This window comes from Labilithrix sp., from assembly GCA_019637155.1.
In the GTDB taxonomy this organism is placed as follows: domain Bacteria; phylum Myxococcota_A; class Polyangia; order Polyangiales; family Polyangiaceae; genus Labilithrix.
The window spans coordinates 64,561-91,116 of record JAHBWE010000029.1 but is presented as its reverse complement, the minus strand read 5'-3'; the positions used below and the strand labels follow the sequence as shown (position 1 = coordinate 91,116).

Genomic DNA, 26,556 nt, shown 5'->3' with positions numbered 1-26,556 from the left:
ACCTCGATGGAGCAGGAGCAGCAGTTCTCGAACGTCCGCGCGAAGCGGCAGATGCCCACGTCGCCGACCTCGAAGGAGGCGGTGCTCCTGTGCTGGCTGTTCCTCGGCTGGGCGGGGGCGCACCGGATGGTGATCGGCAGCTACGCCGTCGGCGCGATCTACGCGATCGTCAGCGTCTTCTCGTGCGGCATCTTCGGGATCCTCGGCTGGATCGACGGGTTCTTCCTCCTCATCGGCACGCCGCGCGATCAGCACGGCCTGCCGGTGGTGTGGTCGTGGAAGCGCGGCAAGCTCTTCGTCGATCCGCTCGAGGAGAACACGTACACGCCGGCGGAGTCGCTGGTGCGCATCTTCGGCAACGTCGCGGTGCTCTTCCTGATGCCGTACGTCATCGTGAGCGCGGGCCTCACGCTCTTCGAGACGAGCCAGGTGAAGGAGACGATCGGCGCGTTCGCCGGCCTCGCGTCGATCTGCCTCGCGCCGCTCCTCCTCATCCAGCTCATCGGCACGTGGCGGAAGGCGCGCGCGCAGATCAAGCTGCTCCAGAAGGCCAACGCCCTCACCTCGCGGACGCGCCTCGACGCGTGGGCGCGCTCGGCGAGCATCCTCACCGCGCGCGGGTTCCTCCTCCTCCTCACCGGCCTCGGGTTCCTCGTCCTCTCCCTCGCTTACAAATGGGCCGACCTCGGCGTCATCGCGGTGCTCGCGCTCGTCGCGTTTTATTTGATGACGGCGGTGTCGTCGTTCCTCACCTCTTTCGTGGTGGGGCGCTTCTCGAACGATCTCCTCGAGCGGGGAGCGGCGGTCTATCGCTCGTATTCGCCGGGCGTCGTGCGCGCGGGCGATATCGTCAAGGACCGGCTCGAGGTGAAGGGCGTGCCGGTGCCGCCGGGGTTCTTCCTCACGCTCGAGGGCAAGCTGCCGCCGCGCCTCCACACCGACGTCCGCCACGTCATCCCGCCGAAGTCGCGCGAAGATCGGTTGTCGCTCGACGTCATGCTCCGCCGCGTCCCGCGCGGCACCTACGACGCCCCCGCGATGCGAATCGCGTTTACCGATTTGCTCGGCGTGACGAGCTCGCAGGTCGCCTCCCTCGCCACCGCGCGATTGCGGGTCTTGCCGGCGGTGCGGCCCGCGGAGGTCATCCCGCCGCCGCCGTCGACGACGGAGGAGCCCGACATCCTCTCCCGCCCGCACCGATTCCCGACCGAGGACCTCTTCCGTTTTCGCGAATACGTCGCCGGCGACGACACGCGCCGCATTCACTGGGAAATGAGCCTCCGCGCCGGGCGCATGATCGTCAAAACGCCGGAGAGCAAGGAGACCTCCGCAAAACGGGTTTGCGTGGCGCTCGATACCTGGATTCCGTCGGAGTGGCTCAACCACGCCGCCGTCATCGACGACGCGCTCGACTCGCTGGTCGAGGCCTGGCTCGCGATCGGGCAGCGCCTGAACGAGCAGGGCGAGAAGGTGTCGCTCCTCCTGGTCTGCCGCTCCGACGCGGGGCAGCTCGGGCCGGAGGTCATCGCCGCGAGCGGCAGCCACGCGCACGCCCTCGACGCGGGGGCGCGCGCGGAGTGGCAGACCAGCTTCCCGATCGAGCACGTGCTCGACTTCGGGATGCAGCATCAGCTCGCGCAGCAGGCGGGGGAGGCGCGGAAGCAGGTCGCCTTCGACAACGCGATCGTCGTCTCGATGCGCCTCGCGCCGCCGATGCCGTCGCGCATCGCGCGCGAGACGACGTGGGTCGTCTACGAGCCGAACGACGCGCTCGGACCGCCGCCGCGCACGGTGACGGAGCTCTGGGTCGACTACGACGACACCGGGCGCAAGGCCGGCGCGAAGGAGCTCATGAAGCGCGTCTTCTTCCTCCCGTACCCTGTCGGCGCAGAGGAGAACGGCATCTTCCAGCGCGTGAAGACGCTGCAGCGGCGGCTCGAGGATCGCGCCCACCGCGTCGCGCTCCGTTGGCGCGCGGTCGCGGTCGGCAACAACGCGATCGGCGCGCTCCTCGCCGGCCCCGACGCGGTCTATCGCCTCGATCTGGTCGAGGGGCGCCATCGCCTCGTCGGCCTCAAGGGCTCGCTCCGCTCGTCGCACCACGTCGACGCGCACCAGGGCCAGCGGAGGTCGGCATGAGCGCGAAGGCGACGCTGCGCCGGACCTGGCCGGTGCTCCTCTCGTACGCGGTCTTCTCGATGTGGGGCGTCGCGTGTTTCATGTGCGCCCTCGTCCTCGGCACCGGCGGCTTCGGGCTCCAGCCGGGCGCGTGGGGGATCCTCGCGGGCATCCTCGGCGCGGTCGCGATTGGCCACTTGGCCGGCAACGCGCTCGGCCTCGCGGGGTTCCGCCTCGTCCCGATCACCGCCATCTTCTTCCTCTTGCTGATCGGCGGCACCTGGCTCGGGATCGCGCTCGGCCCGGTCGTGCTGTTCCTCTGGATAGCGGTGATTGCCGCTTACGGCGGCTATTTGGGAATCGCGAGCCGCCTCGACGTCGTCGCCTCCTGGTATCCGCTGATGTTCTGCGTCGGCGGCGCGATCGTGTGGATGAACACGCACGGCGCGGTGAAGACCTTCGACGGCGGCTCGAAGCACATGGTGTGGGACGCATTCACGATCATCTGCCTCGCGGGCGGGGTGTTCTGGATGCTCGTCTTCCTCGCGACGCGCAACGCGCTCGGGCTCACGGTCTGGCAGGAGGTCGCGCGCCCGCGCGCGGCGGAGCAGCCGGACGTCGCGGTCGCGCGCCCGGGCCGCGGCAGCATCCTCGTGCTCATGGGCTTCACCCTCGCCGTCCTCGGCGCGACGGCGCTCGTCTCGCCGTACCTCTTCCGGACGAAGGAGCCGGACTGCAAAGAGGAGGACGGGAAGGTCTGTTACAAGGGCGACAGCGGTGGTCAGGGGCAGGGCGAGGGGGAGGGGGAGAGCGACGGCAAGGACCTCAAGGGCGCGAAGGCGAAGGGCAAGGGGAAGTCCGTCTCGAAGGGGAGCGGCAGCGGCTCGGGCGGCAAGGGCAGGGGCAGAGGCCAGGGCGGCAAGGGCGAGGGCGCGGACGGCGATCCGATGGGCGAGCCCGACACGGACGGAGCCTCCGAGGCCGCCGCGGAGGCGGCGAAGCTGGGGCTGAACATCCTGCTCTGGCTCCTCGTCACCGCGGCGATCCTCTTGTTCCTCTACCTCGTCGTGCTCCCTCCCATCCGGCGCGCGTTCCTCCTCAAGCACCTCGAGAAGCCGCTCTGGCCCGTCGCCCCGACCGCGCGCGTGATGAACCACTGGCGCCGCGCGCTCGCGATCCTCGCGGTCGCGGGCATCGAGCCCAGCGCCGGCGAGACGGCGACGGACTTCGCCGCGCGCGCGGAGAAGGAGCTGAAGGACACCCTCGGCTGCGACGCCCCAGGCCTCGCCGACGCGGCGACGATCGTCGAGAAGATCGCGTTCGCCGGCCGCGGCCTCGGCACCGCCGACGAACAAGCGGTCCGCGACGCTGTCGCCACCTTCATCGGCGCGGTGCGCCCGCACCTGAAGCTGAAGAGCCGCCTCGCCGCCGCCTGGGGGCGAGCGCCCGAGGTCGAGGCGTAGCGCTACTTCTTCGGGACGATCGGGGGCGAGGCCTTCGCGGGGCCGATGTGCCAGGCGCCGGCGAAGCCCTTGTCGTCGACGGTGGAGAAGCGCTCGAAGTGCCACTTCGTCGCGGCGTCGTCGTCGTGGCCCGTCATCGGGTGCTCGCCGCAACCCGGGATGCAGACCCACGCCGTTCCGCTGCCGTAGCGGTTGTCGAAGGAGACGACGTTCGGGATCTTGTCGCGGATGAATTCGCCCATCCACTTCTGGTTCCCGCTCGGCTGCGTGCGCGCGTGGAGGTTGCCGACGAGGACGACGACGGGACCCTTCTTCTCCTCCGCGAGCGCGACGACGCGCTTCGCCATCTCTTCGTCGCGCTTGGCGGGCACGCCGCCGTCGACGTCGAACGTCGCGACGCGAAGGGGCACGCCGCGCTGCGCGTAGCCGCGCGCGAGCTCGAGCATGTCGACACGCGCCACGCTGGAGCGGCCGTCCTGGGAGCCGGTCCAGAAAGGTCCGGCGAGGAGGTCGTGGCGCGCGCCGTAGCCGCCGTTCGACTTCATGAACGCATCGATGCGCGGCTGCTCGTCCGTCGGGAGCTCGAGGGCGAGCGTGACGGTCTTCGTCGTGTCCTGGAGCGCGAGTCGGCACGCGAGGTCGGCGGCGAAGATCGGCGCGGCGCGGAGGCCGTGGAGCTCTCCGAGGATGACGACCGGGGCGCTGCCGAGGACGTCGAGCTCACCGATGTCCGGCCCGCACTCGACCGGCGCGGTGGGGTCCGCGGAGGGAGTCGGGCGCGGGACCGCGGCGACGCTCGTTGCGGCCGTGGTCGCGCTCGCGGGGGCGGACGGCAGCTCCTTCTCGTCGGGAGCGTTGCAGCGGCAGCCGGCGAAGAGGGCGAGGCAGAGGACGAAGGAAGAACGGCGCATGGCCGGCGCAGACTACTACGCGCAGATGACCTTCACGAAGTGCGCGTGGCCGGCGTCGGTCGTGCTCGCCGTCGTCACGGTCGCGCCGGCGGCGAGCTGGGCGAAGTCCTCGGCGGTGAGCGTGACGATGTGCGGATGCGAGGACGCGCCCTGGATCGAATACGTCTTCGTCTCGGCGGCGGCGACGTCTTCGGTCGGGACGACGAGCGCGTGGCCGTGGTTCGCGCTGATCGTCGCCGCGGTCGCGCCGTCCGGCTCTGGCTTCGGCTCTGGCTTCGCTGCGCACGTCACCGTGACGGGGTGGCGGTGCCCGACGTCGGTCGTCGACGCGATCGTCACGGAGGCGCCGGTCGCGAGCTCGGCGAAGTCGGCGGCCGTCACGGTGACGAGGTGATCGTGCGACGAGCCGCCCTGGATCGAATACGTCTTGTCGGCGCCCTCCGCGACGTCCTCCGCCGGCACCGCGAGCGCGTGACCATGGTTCTGGCCGATGACCGCGTCGCCGCACGCGACGAGGGCTTCGCTGCTGCCGCCCACCGGCTCGCCCGCGCCGGGGAGCGCGCACGCGACGAGGCCGCGCGAGAGGAAGAGCGCGCCGAAGATGCCGGCGGAACGGAGGACCTGACGACGCGTCGTGTTCATGGCGCGCTCCATGCCGCGCCGTGAACGTCGCGACCAGGTCGTGCTGCGGACTGCATCGTTTCCGTCGAGGAAAGCAGCGCGGAAATACGGCGCAAACCATTCGACGCGGAGGGGTTATTGGAGGAAGCTTGAGCCGTGAGTCGCTCCGCTGCGCGCCGCTTGCTTCTTCGAAGCGCCGGCGCGTCGCTCGTCCTCGTCGCCTTCGCGAGCTGCGGCGCGCGGACGGGACTGTTCGGCCCCGACGTCGACGTGTCGATCGCGGTCGACGCGAGCGTCGACGTGTCGATCGCGATCGACGCGAGCATCGACGTGCAGGTCGACGCCACGCCCGACGTCTCGGTGCCGGACGTGATCGAGGAGCCCACCGGCTGCGTCCCGGGCACGTTCCCGTTCACGCCCGCGACCTCGCAGATCATGTTCGTGCTCGATCGATCGCGGTCGATGCTCTACCGCCTCGATCAGAACGTCGTCGCCGAGCCGGGCGTGACGTCGCGCTGGACCGCGCTCCGCGACGCGCTCGACCAGACCATCACCCCGTTCTCGGGAGAGATCGCGATGGGCGCGCGCTTCTATCCGGTGCTCAACGCGTCGGGCGAAGCTCCCGGCGCTTGCCAGCAAGACCCCGAGGGCGCGGCGATCGCGCCCGCGCTCGACAACGCCGAGAACATCCTGCGCGTGTTCCGCGACGCCACGCCGATCGGCGGCACGCCGACCGCGCGCGCGATCGAGCTCGCCGCGCGCGAGTCCTCCGGCCGCCGCTCCGTCGCGCGCGCGATCCTCGTCGCGACCGACGGCGCGCCGAACTGCAACCAGGACCTCGAGCCCGCGAGCTGCACGTGCACCGCGCCGGTCACCCCCGGCAACCCGTGCAACGCGTCGGGGCCGGGCGACGGCTCGAACTGCCTCGACGACGCCGCGACCGTCTCGATCATCCGCGAGATCGCAGAGGAGCGGAACACGCCGGTGTACGTCGTCGGCATCGGCGTCACCGGCGGCTTCGCGAGCACGCTCGACGCGATGGCGATCGCCGGCGGCCGCCCGCGCAACGCGGTCCCGCGCTACTACCCCGCCGAGACCCCGGCCGAGCTGCGCGCCGCGTTCGGCGTCGTGCGCGACAGCGTCGCGAAGTGCTCCTACGTCACGCCGTCGTCGCCCAACGATCCCGACTTCATCACCGTGAACGTCGCGGGCTTCGACGTGCCGCGCGATCCTGACCACGAGGGCGGTTGGGACTGGATCGATCGCGAGTTCGGTCAGCTCCAGCTCTTCGGCGCGGCGTGCGCCGCCGCCACCGCGTCGAACGTGGCGGGCACGATCATTTGCGACCGGCCGGACGCGGCGTCGAACGATCGTTGACCGGCGTCGCGGCGAGGAGCGAGCGCACGCTCGTCGGATCGCCGCTCGCCTTCGCCGCGACCTTCGCGATGAGCACCTCGAGGCGCTCGCGCGGGAGCCGCGCGCAGTCAGCGATGCGCTCGATGACGACGCGCTCCTCCTTCGACAGGCCTTCGCTCGCGTAGGCGACCGCGAGCGCGACGAGGATGCCGGGCTCCACCGCGTCGCAGTCGACGAGGATCTCGGCGACGAGGCGCGCGCGAGCCTCCGCGCCGGCCGCTTCGATCACCTGGAGGCAGGCGGAGACGAGGTTGTCGACGAGGTCGGGCGACAGCTTCGTCTCGAGCAGCGTCTGGAAGAGGTCGAGGAGGACCTCGCGCTCGTGCTCGTCGACGCGGCCGTCGGCGGAGACGACGAGGACGCCGAGGTCGATGATCGGGGTCGGGTTGTAGCCGTGGCGCTCGAACGCGCCGGCGAGGTGGTCGATCGCCTGCGAGACGACGTCGACCATCGTCATCGAGCTCATCGTCGCCATCGGCGCGCGCGCCGGCGGAAGCTTGCTGTCGGTCATGGTCATCGGAGGGAGGACGGCGCGGGAGGACGCATGGAGGGACGGCGTGGCTCGAGCCCGAGGACGAGCTGGGCGCGGAGCGCGCGCATCCCGTCGACGACCTCCTCCGGCGCGCCGCTCGCCTCGGCGCGGCGGAGGGTTCCGTCGAGCGTCTTGATGCGCGCGAGCTGCTGCGCGCGGAGCGAGTACGTCATCTGGAGGAACGTGTCGAAGAGGTCCTCGAGCTCGTCGCCGCGGCGGAGGCGGTCCTCGATGACGAGGCGGCCCGTGCTCACGCGGCGGAGGAGCCGCTTCATCTTGTGCACCGGCCCGACGATGCGGTGCGTGATGACGATGCCCATGAGGAGGAGCAGCGCGACGAGCGCGACGCCCGATCCGCCGAGCAGGAGCTGCATGTTGCGGCGGTCGCGTGCGATGTCTTCCTGCCGGCGCCGCACGTCGGCGAGGTTCTTCTCCGACTGGATGTCGACGTCGTTGAGCGACTCGTTCATCACCGCCTGGAGCGCGGGGTTGTCGCCGCCCGCGAGCTCCAGCGTCCGCCGCGTGAGGATGTTGTTCGACTTCGACTCCTCGTACGCCTTCTCCGCTTGGTGCACCGCGATGCTCGCGGTGTCCGACGCACGACCGGCGACGCGCGCGATCACGAACCCGAGGACCGCCATCACGAGGACGACGACCACCACGAGGTAGCCGGTCCATTTGAGCTGGAACCGCGGATCGATGAGGTAGGTGTGCCGAGTGGCAGCCATACGGGCGACGGTACCATGTTCTCTCAACGTCGGGGGCTTCGCCCCCGACACCCCCACCCCAGACACGGCCCTCGCGCGGAGCGCTCGGGTCGCTTCGCGACCGCATTCGCGGCCGCTTCTGGGGCCCCGGTCGGAGGGTCGCGAGGGCGTGTGGCCCCGCGGCTGCGTCTGGGGCGCCGGTCGATACTGCGGGCGTGCGATCGGGGGCTACTTTGGGGGCATGCCGTACATGGGGGCGGCGGCGCCGCCGTCGAGGGGGTGCGCGGGCATGCCGTACATGGGGGCGGCGGCGCCGCCGTCGAGGGGGTGCGCGGGCATGCCGTACATGGGGGCGGCGGCGCCGGCGTCTTCGTCGGGGGGGGCGGGCATGCCGTACATGGGGGCGGCGGCGCCTGCGTCGTCGGGGTGCGCGGGCATGCCGTACATGGGCATCGCCGAGCCGTCGTCGTCATCGTCGTCGTCGTCGTTCTCGCCGATGATCTCGCCGGTTCCGGAGCCGAGCGGATCGGCCTCCTTGCCACCGCACGCGGTCATCGCGAGCGACGCCGCGAACGTGAACGCCGCGAGGCGCTCGAGCCGCCGCGTCGCGCTCGGGACGGCGCGGCCTCCGAGCCCCACCGGCAGCTCGCTCTGGCAGAAGGGGCAGCAAGGCTCATTCGAACGAACGTGACGCGCGCAGGACGGACAGGGGACGAGCGGGCTCATGCACGATGAGAAAGCACGACGTATGCCGCTCGCGCGGGCGCGGTTTTCCGGGAATTTGCGAGCTCGGCGCTCCAGCGGCTGGCTCACCTTGGCGCATTCGGGCACATTGATCGAGGTGGCGCGCGCGCGGGTCCTTCTACTCCTCCTCGTGGCATGCCGGCGCGACGCGGCGCCGCCGGCGCCGGCTCCCGTCGCGGTGGCGGCCGTCGCCGACGCGTCGACAGAGACAGAGAGAGAGACAGAGACAGCGACAGCGAAGGAGCCCGAGCCGCGCGTGCTGCCCGACGTGAAGACGGATTGGTGTCTCGAGGGCTGGCGCGGGCTCGACGAGACGACGTGTTACTTGCTGCCCGAGGGCGACGCGGGTGACGAGCCGGCGGAGCTCCTCATCTACCTCGCGGGGATCGTCCCGCAGACGCCGGTGCGCAGCACGTCGAAGGAGCACGTGCAGCGCGTCGTCGGCAACGTCGCGCGTCGCGCGCGCGTGACGGCGCTGCTCCCGCGCGGGCGCCTCGGCATCGGTCCGAAGGACGCGAAGGACTGGTGGGCCTGGCCGACGACCCCGAGCGACTACGCGAAGCTCGCCGCGCCGCTCACCGAGGAGTGGACGAAGGAGCGGAAGGCGCTCGAGCGCGCGCTCGGGTACCGCTTCAAACGCGTGTATCTTGCAGGTTCTTCGAGCGGCGCCTACTTCCTCAGCATGCTCGCGTTCGCGGGCGCCTTCGAGGCGGACGGCTACGGCGCGACGTCGGGCGGGTCGCCGAGCGCCGGGATCGCTCCCGCCGCGAAGAAGGCGCCGTTCTACGTCGGCTGGGGCGAGGCCGACCCGTCGGTCGGCGGCGCGAAGCGGCTCGCCGCGCTGCTCAAGACGGCGGGGTGGCCGATGAAGGCGAGCGCGCTCGCGACCGGGCACGGCGCGCGCGAGGCCTACCTCGACGAGGCGATCGCGTTCTGGCGATCGCGGATGTAGACGCTCCACTCGTCGCGTGCGCCGCGTCGCGCCGCGAGCGTGAGCTCGAGGAGGCGCGCGGTGACGGGACCCGGCGCCGGCAGCGCGCGTCCGTCGATGACGCCGATCGGCGCGAGCGGGAGCGACGTGCCGCTGAGGAACGCCTCGTCCGCGCTCACGAACGCCGCGCGCGCGAGCGGCTCCTCGCGGACAGGGATCCCCTCCGCGCGCGCGAGGGTGAGCACGGTGTCGCGCGTGATGCCGGGGAGGATGCGGCCGAGCGGCGGTGTCCACAGCGTCCCGCCGATGACGCAGAACGCGTTCGCGATCGGGCCCTCCGCGATGAAGCCCTCGTCGTCGAGGAGGACCACCTCGTCGGCGCCGGCCGCGATCGCGCGGCGGCGCGCGAGCATCGGGCCGAGGTACGCCGCGGCAGCCTTCGCGTCGGGCGGCAGCGCGCTCGGCCCCGCCTTGCGCGCGTCCTCGAACGTGGCGACGGAGAGCGGCGCGCTCCGCGGGGGATCCTGGAGGAGCTGCGCCGCGACGGCGACGCGCGCGGCCGACGAGCGCGGGATCAGATCGGACTCCGCCGCGGCGAAGAACGCGCTCCAGCGCACGAGACCTTCGGTCGCGCCGTTCGTCGCGACGACCTCCACCGCCGCGTCGACGAGCTCCTCTTCGGTCACGCTCGCCTCGAGGCCGACGATGCGCGTCGAGCGGAGGAAGCGGCGCGCGTGATCCCGAGGACGGAACAGCGCCGGCCCACGTGCGGTCGCGTGGAACGCGCCGACGTCGAAGACGAGCGAGCCGCGCTGCGCCGCGTGGCCCATGAGCGGGACCCCCGCCGAGCTCGCGTCGACGAGCGCTCCGTCGAGCCAGAGCTTCGGCGCGGTGATCGCCATCAGCGCTTCACGACCTGCGCGCCCTCGACGCGGGTGCCGGTGAGGTCGGGCGTGTACGCGAACGACGTCTGGAGGGCGGGGTTCCCCTTCAGCACCCCGGACCGCACCGCGATGTTGGGGCTCGAGGTCGTGAGGATTCCCGCGCCGGCGCCGCCTTCGATCGAGGCGCCGTTCGCGTCGACGTTGCAGCTCGACTCGGTCTCGATCGCGCCCATCTTCGCGGCGACGCGCGAGCCCGGCGCGAGCTTGACCCTCACGTTCGACGTGCCCTTGATCGCCTTCGTCCCGCCTTCGATCGACGCCTCGGAGAGGTTCACCTCGAGGCCCGAGGTCCCCGCGAACCCGATCCCGGTCGTCGCGACGACGCGCGACTTCTTCGTCGCCTTCAGCTTCACGCCGCTGCTGCCCTCGATCCCCGCCGTGCCCTGCACCGTGGTGTTGGCGAGCGTGATGTCGGAGCTCGAGTCGCACACGATCGCGGCGTCGCCGCCGGAGGTCACCGTCGAGTCGGTGAGCTCGAGCTTGAAGCTCGACGTCGTCGCGATCGCCCGGTCCTTCGCGCTCGCGATCGTGACGCCGGTGCCGTTGAGCTCGAACGACGACTGCGTGACGAACGCGCCGCCCGCGCCGTCGATCTTGCCGCCGTCGATGCGGGCCTGCATCCCCGACGTCGCCCGGACCGCGGGGCCGTCGGCGCTCGTCAGCTCGCATCCCTTCTGGAGCTCGAGCTTGAAGCTCGACGAGGTGTCGACGGCGCCCTTCTTGCCGCGGATCTTCGAGGCGGTCGCGCGCAGCTTGTAGTTCGGCTTCGTCTTGATCGCGTAGCCGGTCTTGCTCTCGACCGTCGTGTCTTCGAGCGTGAAGTCGGCGCTCGAGTCGAGATCGAACACGTCGCCCTGCGCGACGAACGTGCTGCCCTTCGCGCGGAGCTTCACGTTGGTGGGGCCTCGGAACATCGTCTCCGTCGTCTCGATCTGCACGTTCTCGAACGTGACCTCGAGGTTCGTCGCGCTCGAGTCGATGAAGACCGGCGCCTTCAGCTTCGAGTCCTTGATCCGGATCTTGCAGTTCACGCCGGCGCTCGCGACGATCGGGCCCTTGCCCTCCCACGTGCCGGAGACCTGGACCTCCTCGTTGACGCCGCACGAGATCGGGAACGGACGGATCGCGCCCTTGCACGAGCGCATCGCGCACGGTCCGACCGCGGCGCCGATGCCGATGATGAACGGCAGCGCGAAGATGACGAGGAAGACGCCCAGGCTGATCTTGCCCGCGCGCTGCGCCGCCGCCATCGCGGCCGGATCGACGTACAGCGTGCGCGACGGCATCCCGCCGGGCATGCCGAACGGGGTGACGTTCGGCGGCGCCTTCTGCACCTGCACCGTGATGACGTTCTGGCAATAGCGGCACGTGACCTGCAACGCGCCGGGGACAACCGGCAAGTTTGCGCCACAGGTCGGGCACTTCGCGGCGAGAGGCTTGGCCAAAGCGCCGCCTACTTTTCAGTCATTGCCGCGCGAACGCAAGTCCCTCAAATGGGAGCGTCTTCGAGCCACGGCCCGCGATGCACGAGCACCTCGAAGGCGCCGAGCTCGAGGTGGCGGCGCTTCAGCTCGTCGGAGACGCGCTTCGTCTCGGCGCTGTCGCCGCGCGTGGTCCGGTATGCCCAACGGATGCGCCGCCCGGCGACGGTCGCCGGGTCGAGCGCGCCGGGCTCGAGGAGCTTCAGGATCCCATCCTTCGTGAGGATGCCGTGCTGCGTCAGCTCGACGTCGCCGCCGCTCATCAGATCGCCCTCACGCTCGCGAGCGCCTCGTCGATCGCGCGCCAGTCGAGCGTCGGCCCACCCCACGACCGCTCGACCTCGTCGAACGCGGCGCGCCGCGACCTGGCCGTCGCCGCGACGACGCGGTCGGGTTGGCCCTTCGAGGCCGCCTCGATGCGCCACGACTCGCCGCTGCCAGTGGACTCGGTGGGGACCATCCGAAAGGTGAGGGACTCGACCCCGCACTCCACCTCGTACTGCATGCTCGTGCTGTCGCGGTGCTGGAAGACCACGCGCGCCCGGCGCGCGACCTCGCGCTTGCCGCGCCCGTTGCCGTCCCGACGCTTCTCCTCGTCGGTGGACTCGAGGACCCGGAGCGGGCGCTCCTCGAACATCGCCCCGTCGAGCTGCTCGATCGCGCGTCGCGCCCCGGCCGCCGAGCTCATCGTCACGAAGGCGAACCCGCGCTTTTTACCGCTCCCGCGATCGACCGCCAGCTCGACGTCGGCGACGTCGCCGCACTCCTCGAACCGGCGTCGCAGCTCGCTCGCGGTCGCCTCGTCGGACAGGTTGCCCACGTAGATGCGATTCTCGTTCGTCATGCGCCTCTCCTCTCTTCTTGGACACCCGTCGCGTGGAACGCGATCCCGGTGGAGAGGGCGTCGGTGCGAGAAACGATGTCGAGCCTCTAAGGCTAGCCGCTCGGCCAAGTCCCGCAAGCCCGCCGACGTGCTAAGGAGGCTTCTGTCACATGAGCTCCGAAAAGACGGAAAGTGGGATGGGGGATTCTTTCGCAGCGCTGTTCGAGGCGCAGGGCGCGGCGGACATGTCGCGCGGCCGGCGAAAGCGAGTGAAGGTGGGCGACCGTCTCGAGGCGGTCGTCGTGCAGATCGGCAAGGACCTCGTCTTCGTCGAGCTCGATGGCAAGCAGCAGGCGTTCATCGAGGCGAGCGAGCTTCGCAACGCGGACGGCGAGATCGACGTCGCGGTCGGCGAGGTGATCCGCGCGCACGTCGTCGAGGTGAACGAGGCGAGCGGCGGCGTCCGCCTCGGCCGCTCGATCGGCCGCCCCGGCAACATGCAGGCGATCGAGCAAGCGAAGGAGACCGGGGTCGCGGTCGAGGGCAAGGTCACCGGCGTGAACAAGGGCGGCCTCGAGGTCGACCTCGGCGGCGGTACGCGCGCGTTCTGTCCCTCGTCGCAGGCGAGCGATCGCTTCGTCCAGAACATGAACGACCTCATCGGCCAGTCGCTCCGCTTCGTCGTCACCGACTTCAAGGAGGGCGGGAAGAACATCGTCGTGTCGCGGCGCGCGCTCCTCGAGCGCGAGGCGAGCGAGACGATGGCGAAGGCGATGAGCGAGATCGTCCCCGGCGCGGTGCTCAAGGGCACCGTGTCGAGCGTGCGCGACTTCGGCGCGTTCATCGATCTCGGCGGCGTCGAGGGCATGATCCCGCGCTCGGAGATCTCGCACGATCGCTCGGTCGCGATCACGGAGGCGCTCAAGCCGGGCGACGTGGTGGAGGTCTCGGTCGTCAGCGTGAAGGACGCCGAGCCGGACGCGAAGGACGGCAAGAAGAAGGGCCGCGGCCCGCAGAAGAAGATCTCGCTCTCGCTCAAGGCGCTCGCGGCCGATCCGTGGGAGGGCCTCGACCTCGCGGAGGGCCGCGTCGTCCTCGGCACGGTGACGCGGACGACCGACTTCGGCCGCTTCGTCCGCATCGCGCCCGGGGTCGAGGGCCTGCTCCACGTCTCGGAGCTGGGGCGTGATTTCAAGGCGGAGGAGGGCGAAGAGGTCCGCGTCGTCGTGAAGAAGATGGACCGTCAGGCGAAGAAGATCGGCCTCGTCCCCGCGCCCGACGACGCGCAGGTCGGGGCGACGATCCAGCAGACGAGCGCCGACCTCAAGGTGAACGCGGTCGTCACCGGCACCGTCGAGCGCATCGAGACGTACGGCATCTTCGTGCAGGTCGAGGGCACGAAGGGCCGCGCCGGTCGCGGCCTCGTCCCGAACGTGGAGCTCGGCGTCCCGCGCGGCACCGACCTCCGCAAGGCCTTCCCCGAAGGCACGAAGGTGACGGCGAAGGTCCTCGAGACGGGCGAGGGCAAGCTTCGCCTCTCGATCAAGGGCGCGCAGGACGCCGCCGAGCGCGCCGACTTCGAGGCCGCGCGGGGCAAGGTCGCGACGCCGAAGTCGCTCGGCACCTTCGCGGACCTGCTCAAGGGCAAGAAGCTCTCTTGAGTCGAGAGGGGCGCCGCCCCGGGCCCCGAGAGGGTAGGCGCCGCGCCGTTCGGGCTAGATTGTCGAGATGGAGAGGATCACCTACGAGGCGCGCGAGAGCGGCGTCGCGCTCATCGGGCTGAACCGCGCCGCGAAGCGCAACGCGTTCGACCTGCTCATGCTCGACGAGCTCGCGGAGGCGTACACGCGGTTCGACGACGACGCGTCGCTGCGGTGCGCGGTCGTGTTCGCGCACGGCGATCACTTCACGGCGGGCCTCGACCTCGCGGAGGTGGGGCCCGCGGTGGCGTCCGGGCGCGCGCTGTTCCCTGCGGGGAGCGTCGATCCGCTCGGGCTCGGCCCGCGGCGCGCGGCGAAGCCGATCGTCACCGCGATCCAGGGCTACTGCTACACGATCGGGATCGAGCTCGCGCTCGCGACCGAGGTGCGGTTCGCGGCGGACGACGCGAAGCTCGCGCAGCTGGAGGTGAAGCGCGGCATCTTCCCGTTCGGCGGAGCGACGCTGCGTATGCCCGCCGTCGCGGGCTACGGCAACGCGATGAAGCACCTCCTCACCGGCGACGTCTTCGACGCGAACGAGGCGCTCCGCGCCGGCATCGTGCAGGAGGTGGTGCCGCGCGCGGAGCTGCTCGCGCGCGCGACCGCCTACGCCGAGCGCGTCGCCGCGCAGGCCCCGCTCGCGGTGCGCGCGACGATCGCGTCCGTGCGCGGCGCCCTCGCCGACGGCGAAGCGGCAGAGGCCCTCCGCCTCCTCGATCGCGCCCGCGCCCTGATGACGAGCGAAGACGCGATGGAGGGCATGCAAAGCTTCCTCGAACGCCGCGACGCCAAGTTCACTGGCACTTGACGTCGGGGGCTTCGCCCCCGACACCCCCACCCCAGACACGGCCCTCGCGCGGAGCGCTAGGGTCGCTTCGCGACCGCCGGTGCGGCCGCTTCTGGGGCCCCTGATCGAAGCGGCCTCGGCGCGTCAGTCGTCGACGTTGAATGAGTACGAGCAACGCGAGCGCGAGGGTTAGCGCTGCGGAAGGGCTGCGCGGGGTGGGGGCGGTCGTGCAGCCGGCGCAGCCGCCGTGATGGGGAGCGGCGTCGATCAGCGCGTAGCGCTCGCCGTGCGACTCCATCGGCTCGGCGTGGAGCACGCGGCCGCCGGCCGACTCGAGGTCGAGGTCGGCGGGGGCCTGGCTCGGCTGGTTCACGAGCAGCGGCGAGCCGTGGTCGTTCCCCGGTCCGGCGGAGTCGATCGCGACGAACGAGGTGTACTTGCTCATCAGACCGTGCGTGACGGCGACGCGCGTGATCTCCACGACGTTCAACTTCGCCCGCGGGACGCGCTCGAGGCCCGCGATCGTCTCGCGCGCCCAGAGCTTCTCGATCGCGCCGTGGTCGCGCGCCTCGGCCGGGAGCACGACGTGGAGCTTCTGCGTGCGCGGCCTCCCGCCGACGCGGCCCTTGATCGTGACGTCGCCCTCGCCCGGCTTCGTGTAGCGCGCGTGGAGGACGAGCGGCGAGAGCGCGGAGAGGTCCGGGAGCGCGGTCGGCCGCGTGTCGGTCACCGCGAGGCCGCCCCAGTCGATCTCGATGTCGGTGAGGAACGGGAGCCCGATACGCGTGTAGAAGCGATCGACGAGCTCGGCCGCGTCGTCGCCGCGCATGTATTCGGCATAGCCGCGGCCGGCAATGGCCACTTCGTCGAGGAGATAGCGATTGACGCTCGAGCCGACGCCGAACGAAAAGACGTGCGCGCGGCCGATCTCGCGGCGCGTGAGGGCGATGACCTCCGCGTCGTTGCCGATGAACCCGTCGGTCATGAAGACGACGTAGCGGGTGCGGCTCTCGTCGCCGGGGAGCGAGAGCGCGGCGTGGATCCCGGCGAGCTGATTCGTCCCGCCGCTCGCCCGCAAATGCGAAATGTAGTCGTGGCCGCGGCGGCGGTTCTCCGGCGTATTCGGGATTGGCCGCGGCGCGAACGTCGACGCGGTATCGGCAAAATCGATGATCTGGAACGTGTCGTGCGGGCCCAGCTCGTCGATCGCGTGGTTCACCGCCTTCACCGCGGCGGCGAGGGGCGGGCCGCGCATGGAGCCGGAGGTGTCGAGGAGGAACACGAGCTCGCGCGGGGCGATCTCGCTCGGGACGACGTCGTGCTTCGGCTCGAGCATGAGCGTGAGGTAGCCGGAGCCGGACTTGTCCTCGGGCGAGCGGTGGGTGAAGAGCGCGGAGGCGAACGAGTCCGCCTCGAGGCGCCAGCGAAGCACGAAGTCGCGATTGGGGATTTCGAGGTCGCCGTTCTTCAGCTTCACCTCGGCGACGCCGGCCGTCGGCTGCTTGATTTCGGTGTCCCACGCCGGCGTGGACACGCTCTCGAGCTTGGCGCCTCCGTCGATCTTCGCGACGATACCGATCTTCGCGCCGGAGCTCTTGCTGTATCCAGGGGTGACGCGGTCGGCGTCGGGGACGCCCTTCGCCGGGATGAAGCGCGGGCCGATCGTGGTCGGCACGACGAGCTCGTAGGTGCCGTGGTCGTACTGCGCGACTTCGAAGTAGTGCAGCTTCACGTCGATCGACGCGCCGGGGTCGATGTTGCCGACCGAGAACGTGAACATGTTCGGGCGCTCCTGCTCGAGGAGCGCGGCGCGCCGGCCGTCGTGGAGCGCGGCGGTGTAGGCGGCGCGGGCCTCCTCGCGCGGCGCGACGCTGCCGGTGATGGTGCGCTTGCCGACCTTCATCTCCATCGCGTCGACGGCGGCGCGCTGCGCGAGGGGGAAGACGTAGACGACCTCGATCGGGCGGTCGTACGTGTTCTTGAACCGCTGCGTGACCGTCGCGCCGACGATCGATCCGGCGACGTCGAGCTCCACGTCGGTCCGTTCGAGCGGCAGCTCGGTGTCGAGCGCCTTGGTCCCGTTCGTGTCCTTGTTTCCGCTCGCGTCGCTCGCGAGGTAGAGCGTGCCGCCGGCGCGGGCCGCGCGCGGCAGGAGCATGAAGAGGACGGCGCACAGCATCGTCACGAGCGCGCGTTTGGACATGATTTTCCTCCGGTCACGTCCAACGCCGCTCCGCCGCGGGCCTTACACTCGTTTCTTGCGCCGTCGCACGAGCGCGGCGAGGGCCGCGAAGAGGAGGAGGTCGCCGCTCGTGGGGGGGCGCGCGGTGGTGGTGCAGGAGCGGCAGCCGCCGCGCTCGGCTTCGGGGGGGGGCGCCGCGGCGGGGTGGCTCTCGCTCGGCGAGGGGGTGACCGCGCGATCGTCCAGCGGCTTCGGCGGCGCGGACGCGAGCGCGCAGTCGGGGCACGCCTCGCGCACGCGCTTCGATGCCGCGTCGGCTTTCTCGCGCGCGGCGGCGCAGCGCGGGCCCGGCTCGAGCTCGCAGATGCGGTCCGCCGCGCGCTGGATCGACGCGAGCGCGCGGCACGCCGCGGCGCAGTCGGACGTCGCGAGCTCGCTCGTCTCGCGTCCGAGCTGCGCCTCGAGCGTCGTCACCTCGCTCGTGTCGCTCGTGTCGCTCGTGTCGCTCTTCGGCTCGCCGGCGTCGGCCGCGCGCGCCTCGCCGCTTCCCGCGATCGCGCCGAGCACCACGACGACGGAAAGGACCACGCCCCGCACCGACGTCACCGAAGCACGAAGGAACGCACCACGCAACCACGGCGCGTGGACGGCTCGAGGACCTTCCCGGTGGAGAAGACGCTCGAAACGCCCCACACCGAGACCTCGCTGGTGGAGACGAGGTCAGTGCGAGGCCCAAATAAAGAAAGTATCGTATACGCGCTATGGCGACGGCGTCACCTCCACGAGGCGCTGCGCGAGATCGAGGTTGTGGGACGTCGGATCGAGCGACGCGAGCGTCGTCGTCGCGGAGGTGAATCGCGCCTCGAAGTCCTCCGCCATGACGGTAGCGATGGTCGCGAGCAGGTCTTGTTTGCCGGCGAAGGTCGTGAGCTCTCGATCGAAGCCGCCCCAGCTCGCGCGGGCCGGGCCGAAGTAGTTGTACTTGTACGCGGTGGGATCGGAGCGGGAGCGATCCGCGTCCAAGGACGCGCGCCAGGTCTCCGCGTGCTCTTGACTGCAATCCGTCGTGAAGTCTCGGCACGCGACGTCCATCGGCGAGGAGCTCAGCGCCGTCTCGGCGTAGTCGCGCATGATCGTCGGCTCTCCGGAGTGGATGACCGCGAAGATGTCCGCGAAGAGCTCCCCGTAGGCGAGCAGCATGAAGCGCACCGTCTCGCGATGCGTCGCGCTCCGGATCTCGTCGCGGACGTAGGCTCCCCAGACGCCGTCGCGCGAGAGCATGAAGTTGTCGAAGACGTGGTGACCGAGCTCGTGAACGGCGACCGTCGAGAGGAGCCGGGCCTGACGTTCGAGGTCGAAGCGGGGATGGCCGGCGCGCGGGGCGCTCAGCCACAAGCGAGAGCGATCGGAGTCGTACGAGCCGTACATCGTCTCGGACGGATCGGGGGCGTCGCTCGTGAACCAGATGTCGTAGGTGCCGGTCGCGTCGTACGTCCGCTTGCTCAACCTCTCGGCGCCGGCGAGCGCCTCGTCGAGCACGCCGATCGGGAACCCGGCGGGGATGCGGTCGCGACCTTCGGCGCTCGCCGTGGCCGAGGCCGCGGCATACGAGGAGCCCACCTCGTCGTCGCGAGAGTTGCAGGCGGCCGCGAGCGCGACGACCGTGAGCAGCACGCACCGGAGCGGAGACGAGGACATGCGACCCGCCGAAGCACATGTCGTACCCGCCTCGCGGGGCCGTGATCCCTGGACGATCGCGTCTTGCCGGACGCCGCGCGGTGTCGCGTCCGCGAGACGCTACCGCCGCGAGCGAGCCTTCTTTGCGCGTCGCGGCGTCGTTCGGCGTGTGAGGTGCGTGAAGTACGCGGCGACCGCCTCTGGTTGGTCCTCGATGGTCGCGAAACGCGCGAGCTCTTCGAGGTCGAGCGCCGGGAGGAGCGCGCTCCGCACCGCGGGCACGTACGTGCCGCTCTGGAAGCGGTGCACGGTGAGGCGGCCTTTCTTCCAGATCCAGACCTCGCGCACGCCGAGGCCGGCATAGACGGGCAGCTTGTCGAGCCCTCCGCTCGAGATCGCGACCTCGATCGCCAGGTGAGGGAACGGACCGTCGACCTCACCGACGAAGTAGCACTCGTCGGGCTCGAGGCCTCGCTTCTTCGCCTTCCGCCGGTAGGTCGTCGAACCGTAGCCGTGGAGGCGGACGCCGCGCGCGAGCGCGTACACCTCGAGGAGCCGAGCGAGGAGCGTCTTCAGGCGCTCGTGGAGCGGTCCCGTGGTCATGATCTCGAGCACCCCGTCGATGTACGTGAGCCGGACGCTGGGCCGCCCGTTGAAGAGCTCGCTCAACGCGATGTACTGGTCCCAGCTCACGCCCGTCAGGAGCATGCGCTGATCGCGCGCCGGCTCCGCCCGCCTCATTGGTTGCGCTTGATGATGTGGAAGCCGAAGTCGGTCTCCACGATGTCGCTGATGCCGTCGACGGGGAGGGCGAAGGCGGCGTCGGAGAAGGGCTTCGTCATCTTCTCGCGCGTGAACTTGCCGAGGCTGCCCTGGCGCGTCTTGCTGCCGGGGTCCTCGGAGTACTTCGCGACGAGGGTGGAGAAGTCGGTGCCTTCCTTCGCCTTCGCGAGGACCTCCTCGGCGCGCTTCTTCGCGTCGGCCTTCGTGCGCGTCACCTTCGCGTCGGCGCCCTTCGCGCCTTTGTACGCGATGAGGACGTGTTGCGCGGCGACGGAGTCCGGCGGCGTCGCCGGCGCCGGGGCGGAGGCGACCGGCGCGGCGGACATGATCGGCGGGCCCGTCGAGGCGATGACCGACGCGACGGCCGACAGCGCGGGCTGGAGATCCGTCGGCTTCTCTTCCTTCTTTTCGTCGCACGCCGCGGCGAAGAGGGCGAGCGCGCAGGCGAGGCGACGGATTGTCGGCTTCATCTCCCCATGGGTACCAGATAGCCTCGCTCCGTGGAGATCGAGTGCGCCAGCGCCGTTTCGAAGGTCGTCGTGCACGCGCGCGGTGCGCTCGTCACGCGTGAGGTGACGCTCCCGGCCGACCTCGGCGGCGGGATCGTCGACGTCGCCGTGCCCGGCGTCACCGTCGCCGCGCGGGCAGGGAGCGCGCGCGCGGAGCTGGAAGGGAGCGAGCGGCTCGTCGTCGCGGTGCACACCAGCGTCGTCGTGCCGGCGAAGGAGGCGAAGCCCGGCGCGAGCGTCACGAAGGTGCGTGAGCTGCGCGCGCGTCACAAGCGGCTCGTCGACGAGCACGGTGTCCTCGCGGCGCGGCGTCACCAGCTCGCGCAGTGCGCGCTCTCCCCCGCGCTGCGCGCGCACGACGGGAGCAAGCGGCCGCGCGACGCGATCGACGTGCGCTTCACCGAGACGCTCGCGATGGCGAAGCTCCTCGCGGCGAAGATCGCCGACCTCGACGATCGGCTGTTTTCGCTCGAACGGGAGCAGCGCGACGTGCAGCGCGCGATCGACGCCGCGCGCCTCGAAGACGCGCAGACGTCGTCGCAAGAGCGGATGGGGGCGCAGCAGCCGACGCGCCGGATCGTCGTTCGCGTCAGCGGCGACGGCGCGCCGGGGAAGCTCCTCGTCACCTACGCCGTCGCGGCCGCGCGCTGGTGGCCGTCCTATACGCTGCGGATCGAGGACGCGGGGGCGCGCGCGACGTGGACGTTCGAGGCGCTCGTCGCGCAGCTCACGGGCGAGGACTGGACCGCGGCGCTCCTCGCGCTCTCGAGCGCCGACCTCGTGTTCGACGCGCGGCTGCCCGAGCTCGCGTCGCTGCGGTTCGGCCGCGCGCAGCCGTCGAAGCGACGACCGCTCCGCCCCGCGCCGGCCGGCGGCGACGACATGTTCGCGGCGTACCTCGCGTTCCGGCCGCTGCCGCCGATCGTGCCGGGGCCGCCGCCCGCGCGTACGATCGCGCCGGCGGACGCGGACGACGACGAGGCGACGGCGGTGCGCGCGTTGCCCGAGAGCGCGCCGCGCCTCGAGGCGGCGAGGCCGTCGAAGAAGGAGGCCTACGAAGGCGCGATGGCGTCGTTCGGGGCGCCGCCCGGCGCGGCGCCCATGTCCCTCTCCGACACCGGCGCGCCCCCGCCTCCACCGCCGGCGATGCAAGGAGCGCCGATGGCGATGCGCGCGCGCGGAGGTGTGCCCGCCCCGGCCGGAATGGTGATGCCGGCGATGGCGAAGTCGGCCGGCCTGTTCGGCGCGGCGTTCGGCGGAGGTGGAGGTGGAGGTGACGGCGGCGCGGACGCGTACGAGCTCGGCGCGTTCGCGGCGGCGGCGGCGGAGCCGGAGCCCGAGCTGGTCCTCGGCGAGCAGTGGAGCGACCTCGACGCGCTCGTGCTCGCGGGCGCGGAGCACCCGCGCCGCGGCAAGCTGGTGCCGCAGCGATCGAGCTTCGATCGCACGATGTTCGACCTCGACGTCTCGCTCCTGAGCGGAGCGGCGAAGGCGCGGTGGGTCGATCCGCTCGAGTCGCGCGGGATGTTCGATCATCGCTACGAGGCGGCGGGGCGCGCGGACGTGCCGTCGGATGGTCGCGTGCATCGCGTCGGCGTCGCGACGATGCCGTGCAACGTGCTCATCGCGTGGCGCACGGTCCCGAGCGAGGCGACGGAGGTGTACCGCGAAGCGAACGTGATCAACCCCTTCGATCAGGCGCTGCTCGGCGGGCCGGTCGACGTGTACCTCGACGGCAGCCTCCTCGCGGAGACGACGTCGACGCGGATCGATCGCGGCGGCACGCTCTGGTGCGGGATGGGGGTCGACGATCGGGTCAAGGTCGCGCGCAACGTCCGCGCGGAGGAGGAGTCGGCGGGGCTCCTCGGCGGCTCGCTCGCGGTCACGCACACCGTGAGCATCGAGCTGACCTCGGCGATCAAGGACCCGATCAAGGTCGTGGTCCTCGAGCGCGTCCCCGTCACCGACGACAAGGCGATCGAGATCAAGCTCGTTCGGGCGGCGCCGCAGCCGGTCGCGTACGACCAGGCCGAGCGCGGAGAGCCGGTGCGCGGCGGCCAACGCTTCGACGTCGCGGTGACGCCGGGGAAGCCGGCGTCGCTCGAGATCGTCTACCGCCTCGTCTTCGCGTCGAAGCTCGACATCGTGGGAGGGAGCCGCCGTGGCTGAGAGCACTATCACGCGGGCGGATAGCGAGGTCTCGGCTATCACATTTTTCGAAGACCGCGCCGAGGTCGTGCGCGTCGTGCGCTGCAAGGTGCCGGCCGGGCGATCGCGCGTGCACGCGCACGGCATCACGCTCCTCGTCGACGATCGCAGCCTCGTCTGCAAGGCGAGCGGCGTCGAGGTCGTCTACAGCCGCGTGCGGCGCACGGTGGAGGACGTCGCGGCGGCGAGCGCGGCGGAGGTGACGGCGCTGGAGGAGGAGGTCGCCCTCGCGCGGGAGCGGCTCGGGCGGGCGGAGCGCGCGCAGGCGAACGCGCACGTCGAGGGCGCGCGCGTCGCGGCGATGCTGGGGCTGTGGGTGGGCTCCGTCGCGGCGGTGCCGTCCCGCGCGGGCGAGGCGGCGAAGGAGCTCGAGCGCGCGTACGCCGCGCTGGACGCAGAGCACACCCAGCTCCTCGACGCCTACGCCGCGCAGCGAACGCAGAAGCACGAGGCGCGGGACGAGCTCGCGCGGGTCGAGGTTCGGCTCGAACAAGCTCGGCAGCGGACGCCGCGGTACTCCGCGTTCGCCGAGGTCGAGATCGTCGCGCCGGACGAGCGGGAGGTCGCGATCGAGGTGACCTATCGGACGCCGTGCGCACTTTGGCGGCCGGAGCACCTTGCGCGGCTCACGCGGAATGCCGACGGTACGGCCGGTGAAATCACGATCACCTCGTACGCGACGGTCTGGCAGGCGACGGGCGAGACCTGGAAGGACGTCCGCTGCCGCTTCTCGACCGCGCGGCCGGCGCGCAGCGCGTCGGCGCCTCACCTCCGTGAGGACGTGCTCGTGAGCCGGAAGAAGTCGGACATGGAGCGGAGACAGGTCGTCGTCGAGGCGCGCGATCAAGCGATCGACGTCGCCGGCGCGGCGCGGGGGACGCGGGACGTCGACGAGATGCCTGGCGTCGACGACGGCGGCGAGGCGCAGTGGCTCGACGGCCGCTCGCCGGCGACGATCGCGAGCGACGGGCATCCGGTGCGGGTGGAGATCGGCGCGCGGGTCGTGTCGTGCAAGGTCGAGCGCGTGTGTTTCCCGGAGCTCGGGTCCGCGACGCACCTGCGCGCGAACGGGACGCTGCCGGGGCCGGGGCCGCTCCTCGCGGGGCCGGTCACGGTCGGCCGCGAGACGGAGATCGTGGGGAAGGCGAAGACCGAGCTCGTCGGCGCGGGCGAGCCGTTCGAGCTCGGCTTCGGCGTCGACGACGGGCTCCGCGTCCGGCGCAAGGTCACGGAGAAGCGCAAGACGACCGCGATCTCCGGCACGCAGCACGTGGAGCGGGAGGTCACGCTCTACGTCTCCAACCTCTCGTCGAGCGCGAAGGGGCTCTCCGTCGTCGAGCGCGTCCCGGTGAGCGAGGTCGAGGACGTCGAGATCACGCTCGAGCGAACGAAGGACATGCGGTTCGACGCGCGTGACGGCTTCGCGACGTTCGACGTCTCGATCGCGCCGCACGCGACGCGCGAGATCGTCCTCGCCTACAAGATCGAGGCGAAGTCGAACGTCGTGCTCCCGCCCTCGTGATGGCGGCGTGATGGTGACGCTCGAGGAGCTCGGCTTCCCCGGCCCCGCGCCGGACGACGGCCGGCGGCCCGCGCGCGTCGCGTCGGTGCACGCGGTCCGCGTCGACGTGTGGACCACCGCGGGCCCGGTGCAGGCGAGCCTCCGCTCGCGGTTCCTCCGCATCGACGGCGGCGTCGCGGTCGGCGACTTCGTGCTCCTCGGCGCGACGGAGGACGTGGTCGAGGAGGTGCTCCCGCGGCGGACGGTGTTCCTCCGCCAGGCCGCGGGCGATCGCTCCGAGCCGCAGGCGATCGCGGCGAACGTCGATCGCGTCTTCGTCGTCACGTCGGCGGAGGACTGGAACCTGCGGCGGCTCGAGCGTTACCTCGTCGCGATCGCGACCGGCGGCGCGGAGGCGCAGATCGTCCTCAGCAAGTCCGATCTCGGCGCCGACGTCGAGACGACCGACGCGCTCGCGCCTTCGCTCGTCACGAGCGCGAAGACGGGCGCGGGCCTCGACGAGCTCCGCGCGCGCATCCCGCGCGGCATGACGGTGGCGTTCGTCGGCTCGTCGGGCGTGGGCAAGTCGGCGCTCGTGAACGTGCTCCTCGGCCGTGACGCGCAGCTCGAGGGCGCGGTGCGCGCGCACGACGGCCGCGGCCGCCACACCACCACGCGGCGTGAGCTCTTCGCGGTGCCCGGCGGCGGCTTGCTCATCGACACGCCGGGGATGCGGGAGCTGAAGCCGTGGCTCCCCGGCGGCGAGGTCGACGACGCGTTCGACGACGTCGCTTCGCACGCCGCCCGTTGCCGCTATCGCGACTGCGCGCACGAGTCGGAGCCCGGCTGCGCGGTGCGCGAGGCGGTCGCGGCGGGCGACCTCGCGCCGGAGCGCCTCGAGGCGTGGCGCAAGCTCGCGCGAGAGCGCAGCACCCAGGTCGACAAGTCGAAGCAACGCACCGCGACCCTCGCGCTGCGGAAGAGGCTCCGCGAGAAAGGTAATTAGCGCGCGCCGTTCATCGGGGGCGAAGCGCGAAGCGCGGAGAGGTGCACAACGGAGCGCGGATCGACGCACAACCGCGGTCGGCGCGCGCGCCCATCTCTGCGTGATCGCTCGTGTCGTCGCGCGACGGCGGGTTGGCCTCGCGCCTGCAACGTCGGGCCTCGCCGTTCTCGAATCGATCGGGCGGCCTGGAGGATGGATGAAGAGGATCATCACGTTGTTGTTCGTCGGGGCGACGCTCCTCGGCTGCGATCGGTCGAAGGAGAAGGCAGAGGCGGACGCTACGCCGCCGATCGCCTCGACGACGGCGGCGGCCGCGCCCGCTCCGCTCACTGGCGACACGCCGCTCTTCGATCTCGACACCGAGACGCAGAAGGCGCCCGACGGCTCCGCGCTCGACCGCATCATCAAGGGGCTCCACGTGCGCGTGTGCGTGCGCGCCGACGTCGCGCCGTTCGGCTCGTTCTCCTCCACCGGCCTGCAAGGGCTCGAGGTCGAGCTCGCGAGCGCGCTCGTCGAGCAGATCAGCATCGACTACAAGCAGCCGCTCAAGATCGACTGGACGGTGGTCTCGGCGCCGGAGCGCATCAAGCGCCTGCAAGAGGACGGCTGCGACGTGCTCGTCGCGTCGCTCTCGCACACCGCGGAGCGCGCCGGTCAGGTAGGGCTCTCGAAGCCGTACCTCAAGACGGACAAGGTCCTCCTCGCCGCCGGCAAGATCACGCGCAAGGTCCCCGTCATCGCGAAGGTCGCCGGCACGACGAGCGAGCTCCCCGCCGACGTGAAGGGCACCGAGCGCGTGTTCACGACCTACCAGGAGGTCGCGTACGCGATGGACAACGAGGAGATCGACTACCTCGTGACCGATCGCCCGATCGCCGATCAGCTCGTGCGGAGCGTCACGAAGCCGTACTCCGTCACCAAGACCGTCGCGCCCGGCGCGGAGTCGTACGTCGCGGCGGTGCCGAACGGTCACCCGGAGCTCCTCGCCGCCGTCGACAAGGCGCTCGCCGACCTCGCGCGCACGGGCCGGCTCGCTCACATCCATCGCAGGTGGCTCTGATGCTCCGCCGCATCGCCGTCATCCTCGTGCTCGGCGGCGTCGCGCTCGTCGCGGCGCCGCGCGTGGCCGAGGCCGACTGCCGGACGACGCAGGTCTGCTGGTACCAGGCCGGACGCCGGGTCTGCCGCAGCGAGGTGACCTGCACGCGCACGCCGGTCTGCACCTACGTCAATCGCTGCGTCCCGCAGCGCATCTGCACGACGTCGTACGGTCGAACGACGTGCATCTACCGCGACGTCTGCACGAGCCAGCGCGTCTGCACCTGAGGCGCTCAGCGCGGGAGCGCGCCGTCCTGGTACAGCGAGAGGATGTCAGCGAGAGCGTTTCGAGCGCGGCGCGATGACGTCGGAGGCTTTGGAGGCGGTCGCGGCCGCGAGGAGCCAGCGTTTGAGCTTCGTCACGTTCGTCTCCGCGGCGATCTGCGCGGAGATCGCGCGCGCGTCGATCCCGCG

Annotated in this window: 25 protein-coding genes; 11 read left to right on the top strand and 14 right to left on the bottom strand. The window is 71.3% G+C overall.

The window, feature by feature from the left end:
- Positions 1-6 precede the first annotated feature (6 nt).
- Positions 7-2,139, top strand: a complete 2,133-nt coding sequence (locus tag KF837_41650) for a DUF58 domain-containing protein (GenBank protein ID MBX3233902.1) — start codon at positions 7-9, stop codon at positions 2,137-2,139.
- A complete protein-coding gene (locus tag KF837_41645) occupies positions 2,136-3,581 on the top strand; it encodes a DUF4129 domain-containing protein (protein MBX3233901.1) in 1,446 nt (481 codons plus the stop codon). Before KF837_41650 ends, KF837_41645 begins: the two co-directional genes overlap by 4 nt.
- A gap of 2 nt (positions 3,582-3,583) precedes the next feature.
- Here KF837_41645 and KF837_41640 read toward each other — a convergent pair whose 3' ends face one another.
- Together KF837_41640 and KF837_41635 are read right to left on the bottom strand one after the other, a co-directional pair.
- Positions 3,584-4,492 (bottom strand): hypothetical protein, encoded by a 909-nt coding sequence (locus KF837_41640; protein ID MBX3233900.1) that lies wholly within the window; start codon positions 4,490-4,492, stop codon positions 3,584-3,586.
- A 15-nt stretch (positions 4,493-4,507) separates the two neighbouring features.
- Positions 4,508-5,134, bottom strand: coding sequence for a hypothetical protein (locus KF837_41635; protein MBX3233899.1), 627 nt, complete (start codon positions 5,132-5,134; stop codon positions 4,508-4,510).
- A 135-nt stretch (positions 5,135-5,269) separates the two neighbouring features.
- On the opposite strand from KF837_41635, the gene KF837_41630 reads away from it, so the two are divergent.
- Positions 5,270-6,490 (top strand): VWA domain-containing protein, encoded by a 1,221-nt coding sequence (locus KF837_41630; protein ID MBX3233898.1) that lies wholly within the window; start codon positions 5,270-5,272, stop codon positions 6,488-6,490.
- On the opposite strand, the gene KF837_41625 is transcribed toward KF837_41630, so the two are convergent.
- The 3 genes from KF837_41625 to KF837_41615 form a co-directional block, all read right to left on the bottom strand.
- Positions 6,450-6,986 (bottom strand): TerB family tellurite resistance protein, encoded by a 537-nt coding sequence (locus KF837_41625; protein MBX3233897.1) that lies wholly within the window; start codon positions 6,984-6,986, stop codon positions 6,450-6,452. The genes KF837_41630 and KF837_41625 overlap by 41 nt on opposite strands.
- A 56-nt stretch (positions 6,987-7,042) precedes the next feature.
- A complete protein-coding gene (locus KF837_41620; protein ID MBX3233896.1) occupies positions 7,043-7,789 on the bottom strand; it encodes a HAMP domain-containing protein in 747 nt (248 codons plus the stop codon).
- A 207-nt stretch (positions 7,790-7,996) separates the two neighbouring features.
- The gene (locus tag KF837_41615) at positions 7,997-8,494 is read right to left on the bottom strand and encodes a hypothetical protein (GenBank protein MBX3233895.1); all 498 of its coding nucleotides are present in this window, start codon (positions 8,492-8,494) and stop codon (positions 7,997-7,999) included.
- Positions 8,495-8,780: 286 nt separating this feature from the next.
- On the opposite strand from KF837_41615, the gene KF837_41610 reads away from it, so the two are divergent.
- Entirely contained in the window at positions 8,781-9,464 is a 684-nt protein-coding gene (locus tag KF837_41610) for a hypothetical protein (protein ID MBX3233894.1), read from the top strand.
- Here the strand turns inward: KF837_41610 and KF837_41605 are convergent.
- The 4 genes from KF837_41605 to KF837_41590 are packed head-to-tail and all read right to left on the bottom strand — an operon-like array spanning position 9,422 to position 12,712.
- Complete coding sequence (locus KF837_41605; protein MBX3233893.1) at positions 9,422-10,345, bottom strand: aminotransferase class IV; 924 nt, start codon at positions 10,343-10,345, stop codon at positions 9,422-9,424. The genes KF837_41610 and KF837_41605 overlap by 43 nt on opposite strands.
- On the bottom strand, positions 10,345-11,832 hold the full coding sequence (locus tag KF837_41600; protein ID MBX3233892.1) for a hypothetical protein: 1,488 nt from the start codon (positions 11,830-11,832) through the stop codon (positions 10,345-10,347). Before KF837_41600 ends, KF837_41605 begins: the two co-directional genes overlap by 1 nt.
- A 44-nt stretch (positions 11,833-11,876) precedes the next feature.
- Positions 11,877-12,131 (bottom strand): hypothetical protein, encoded by a 255-nt coding sequence (locus KF837_41595; protein ID MBX3233891.1) that lies wholly within the window; start codon positions 12,129-12,131, stop codon positions 11,877-11,879.
- On the bottom strand, positions 12,131-12,712 hold the full coding sequence (locus tag KF837_41590; GenBank protein MBX3233890.1) for an RNA-binding protein: 582 nt from the start codon (positions 12,710-12,712) through the stop codon (positions 12,131-12,133). Before KF837_41590 ends, KF837_41595 begins: the two co-directional genes overlap by 1 nt.
- Before the next feature lie 176 nt (positions 12,713-12,888).
- Between KF837_41590 and KF837_41585 the strand changes: the two genes are divergently transcribed.
- Together KF837_41585 and KF837_41580 are read left to right on the top strand one after the other, a co-directional pair.
- Complete coding sequence (locus KF837_41585; GenBank protein ID MBX3233889.1) at positions 12,889-14,352, top strand: S1 RNA-binding domain-containing protein; 1,464 nt, start codon at positions 12,889-12,891, stop codon at positions 14,350-14,352.
- A gap of 67 nt (positions 14,353-14,419) precedes the next feature.
- Complete coding sequence (locus KF837_41580; protein MBX3233888.1) at positions 14,420-15,199, top strand: crotonase/enoyl-CoA hydratase family protein; 780 nt, start codon at positions 14,420-14,422, stop codon at positions 15,197-15,199.
- On the opposite strand, the gene KF837_41575 is transcribed toward KF837_41580, so the two are convergent.
- The 5 genes from KF837_41575 to KF837_41555 form a co-directional block, all read right to left on the bottom strand.
- A complete protein-coding gene (locus KF837_41575) occupies positions 15,186-17,381 on the bottom strand; it encodes a VWA domain-containing protein (protein MBX3233887.1) in 2,196 nt (731 codons plus the stop codon). The two genes, KF837_41580 and KF837_41575, sit on opposite strands and share 14 nt — an antisense overlap.
- Before the next feature lie 42 nt (positions 17,382-17,423).
- Complete coding sequence (locus KF837_41570) at positions 17,424-17,966, bottom strand: hypothetical protein (GenBank protein MBX3233886.1); 543 nt, start codon at positions 17,964-17,966, stop codon at positions 17,424-17,426.
- A gap of 153 nt (positions 17,967-18,119) precedes the next feature.
- A complete protein-coding gene (locus KF837_41565; protein ID MBX3233885.1) occupies positions 18,120-19,058 on the bottom strand; it encodes a hypothetical protein in 939 nt (312 codons plus the stop codon).
- A 99-nt stretch (positions 19,059-19,157) separates the two neighbouring features.
- Positions 19,158-19,778: a Uma2 family endonuclease gene (locus KF837_41560; GenBank protein MBX3233884.1), complete on the bottom strand. Its 621-nt coding sequence runs from the start codon at positions 19,776-19,778 to the stop codon at positions 19,158-19,160.
- Positions 19,775-20,290 (bottom strand): peptidyl-prolyl cis-trans isomerase, encoded by a 516-nt coding sequence (locus KF837_41555; GenBank protein MBX3233883.1) that lies wholly within the window; start codon positions 20,288-20,290, stop codon positions 19,775-19,777. Before KF837_41555 ends, KF837_41560 begins: the two co-directional genes overlap by 4 nt.
- A 30-nt stretch (positions 20,291-20,320) precedes the next feature.
- Between KF837_41555 and KF837_41550 the strand changes: the two genes are divergently transcribed.
- The 5 genes from KF837_41550 (at position 20,321) to KF837_41530 (ending at position 26,370) form a co-directional block, all read left to right on the top strand.
- Complete coding sequence (locus KF837_41550) at positions 20,321-22,498, top strand: DUF4139 domain-containing protein (protein MBX3233882.1); 2,178 nt, start codon at positions 20,321-20,323, stop codon at positions 22,496-22,498.
- Positions 22,491-24,059, top strand: coding sequence for a DUF4139 domain-containing protein (locus tag KF837_41545; protein ID MBX3233881.1), 1,569 nt, complete (start codon positions 22,491-22,493; stop codon positions 24,057-24,059). Before KF837_41550 ends, KF837_41545 begins: the two co-directional genes overlap by 8 nt.
- Before the next feature lie 10 nt (positions 24,060-24,069).
- Positions 24,070-25,044: a ribosome small subunit-dependent GTPase A gene (gene rsgA / locus KF837_41540; protein MBX3233880.1), complete on the top strand. Its 975-nt coding sequence runs from the start codon at positions 24,070-24,072 to the stop codon at positions 25,042-25,044.
- A 196-nt stretch (positions 25,045-25,240) separates the two neighbouring features.
- On the top strand, positions 25,241-26,104 hold the full coding sequence (locus KF837_41535) for an amino acid ABC transporter substrate-binding protein (GenBank protein MBX3233879.1): 864 nt from the start codon (positions 25,241-25,243) through the stop codon (positions 26,102-26,104).
- Entirely contained in the window at positions 26,104-26,370 is a 267-nt protein-coding gene (locus KF837_41530) for a hypothetical protein (GenBank protein ID MBX3233878.1), read from the top strand. Before KF837_41535 ends, KF837_41530 begins: the two co-directional genes overlap by 1 nt.
- Positions 26,371-26,556 lie beyond the last annotated feature (186 nt).

Bases quoted from the DNA above. Each gene is read 5' to 3' on its own strand.
- KF837_41605 (MBX3233893.1), bottom strand. From the start codon at position 10,345: ATGGCGATCACCGCGCCGAAGCTCTGGCTCGACGGAGCGCTCGTCGAC.
- KF837_41575 (MBX3233887.1), bottom strand. From the start codon at position 17,381: ATGTCCAAACGCGCGCTCGTGACGATGCTGTGCGCCGTCCTCTTCATG.
- KF837_41625 (MBX3233897.1), bottom strand. From the start codon at position 6,986: ATGACGATGGTCGACGTCGTCTCGCAGGCGATCGACCACCTCGCCGGC.
- KF837_41580 (MBX3233888.1), top strand. From the start codon at position 14,420: ATGGAGAGGATCACCTACGAGGCGCGCGAGAGCGGCGTCGCGCTCATC.
- KF837_41595 (MBX3233891.1), bottom strand. From the start codon at position 12,131: ATGAGCGGCGGCGACGTCGAGCTGACGCAGCACGGCATCCTCACGAAG.
- KF837_41640 (MBX3233900.1), bottom strand. From the start codon at position 4,492: ATGCGCCGTTCTTCCTTCGTCCTCTGCCTCGCCCTCTTCGCCGGCTGC.
- KF837_41635 (MBX3233899.1), bottom strand. From the start codon at position 5,134: ATGAACACGACGCGTCGTCAGGTCCTCCGTTCCGCCGGCATCTTCGGC.
- KF837_41645 (MBX3233901.1), top strand. From the start codon at position 2,136: ATGAGCGCGAAGGCGACGCTGCGCCGGACCTGGCCGGTGCTCCTCTCG.
- KF837_41620 (MBX3233896.1), bottom strand. From the start codon at position 7,789: ATGGCTGCCACTCGGCACACCTACCTCATCGATCCGCGGTTCCAGCTC.
- KF837_41590 (MBX3233890.1), bottom strand. From the start codon at position 12,712: ATGACGAACGAGAATCGCATCTACGTGGGCAACCTGTCCGACGAGGCG.
- KF837_41535 (MBX3233879.1), top strand. From the start codon at position 25,241: ATGAAGAGGATCATCACGTTGTTGTTCGTCGGGGCGACGCTCCTCGGC.
- KF837_41555 (MBX3233883.1), bottom strand. From the start codon at position 20,290: ATGAAGCCGACAATCCGTCGCCTCGCCTGCGCGCTCGCCCTCTTCGCC.
- KF837_41650 (MBX3233902.1), top strand. From the start codon at position 7: ATGGAGCAGGAGCAGCAGTTCTCGAACGTCCGCGCGAAGCGGCAGATG.
- KF837_41565 (MBX3233885.1), bottom strand. From the start codon at position 19,058: ATGTCCTCGTCTCCGCTCCGGTGCGTGCTGCTCACGGTCGTCGCGCTC.
- rsgA (MBX3233880.1), top strand. From the start codon at position 24,070: ATGGTGACGCTCGAGGAGCTCGGCTTCCCCGGCCCCGCGCCGGACGAC.
- KF837_41530 (MBX3233878.1), top strand. From the start codon at position 26,104: ATGCTCCGCCGCATCGCCGTCATCCTCGTGCTCGGCGGCGTCGCGCTC.
- KF837_41560 (MBX3233884.1), bottom strand. From the start codon at position 19,778: ATGAGGCGGGCGGAGCCGGCGCGCGATCAGCGCATGCTCCTGACGGGC.
- KF837_41615 (MBX3233895.1), bottom strand. From the start codon at position 8,494: ATGAGCCCGCTCGTCCCCTGTCCGTCCTGCGCGCGTCACGTTCGTTCG.
- KF837_41585 (MBX3233889.1), top strand. From the start codon at position 12,889: ATGGGGGATTCTTTCGCAGCGCTGTTCGAGGCGCAGGGCGCGGCGGAC.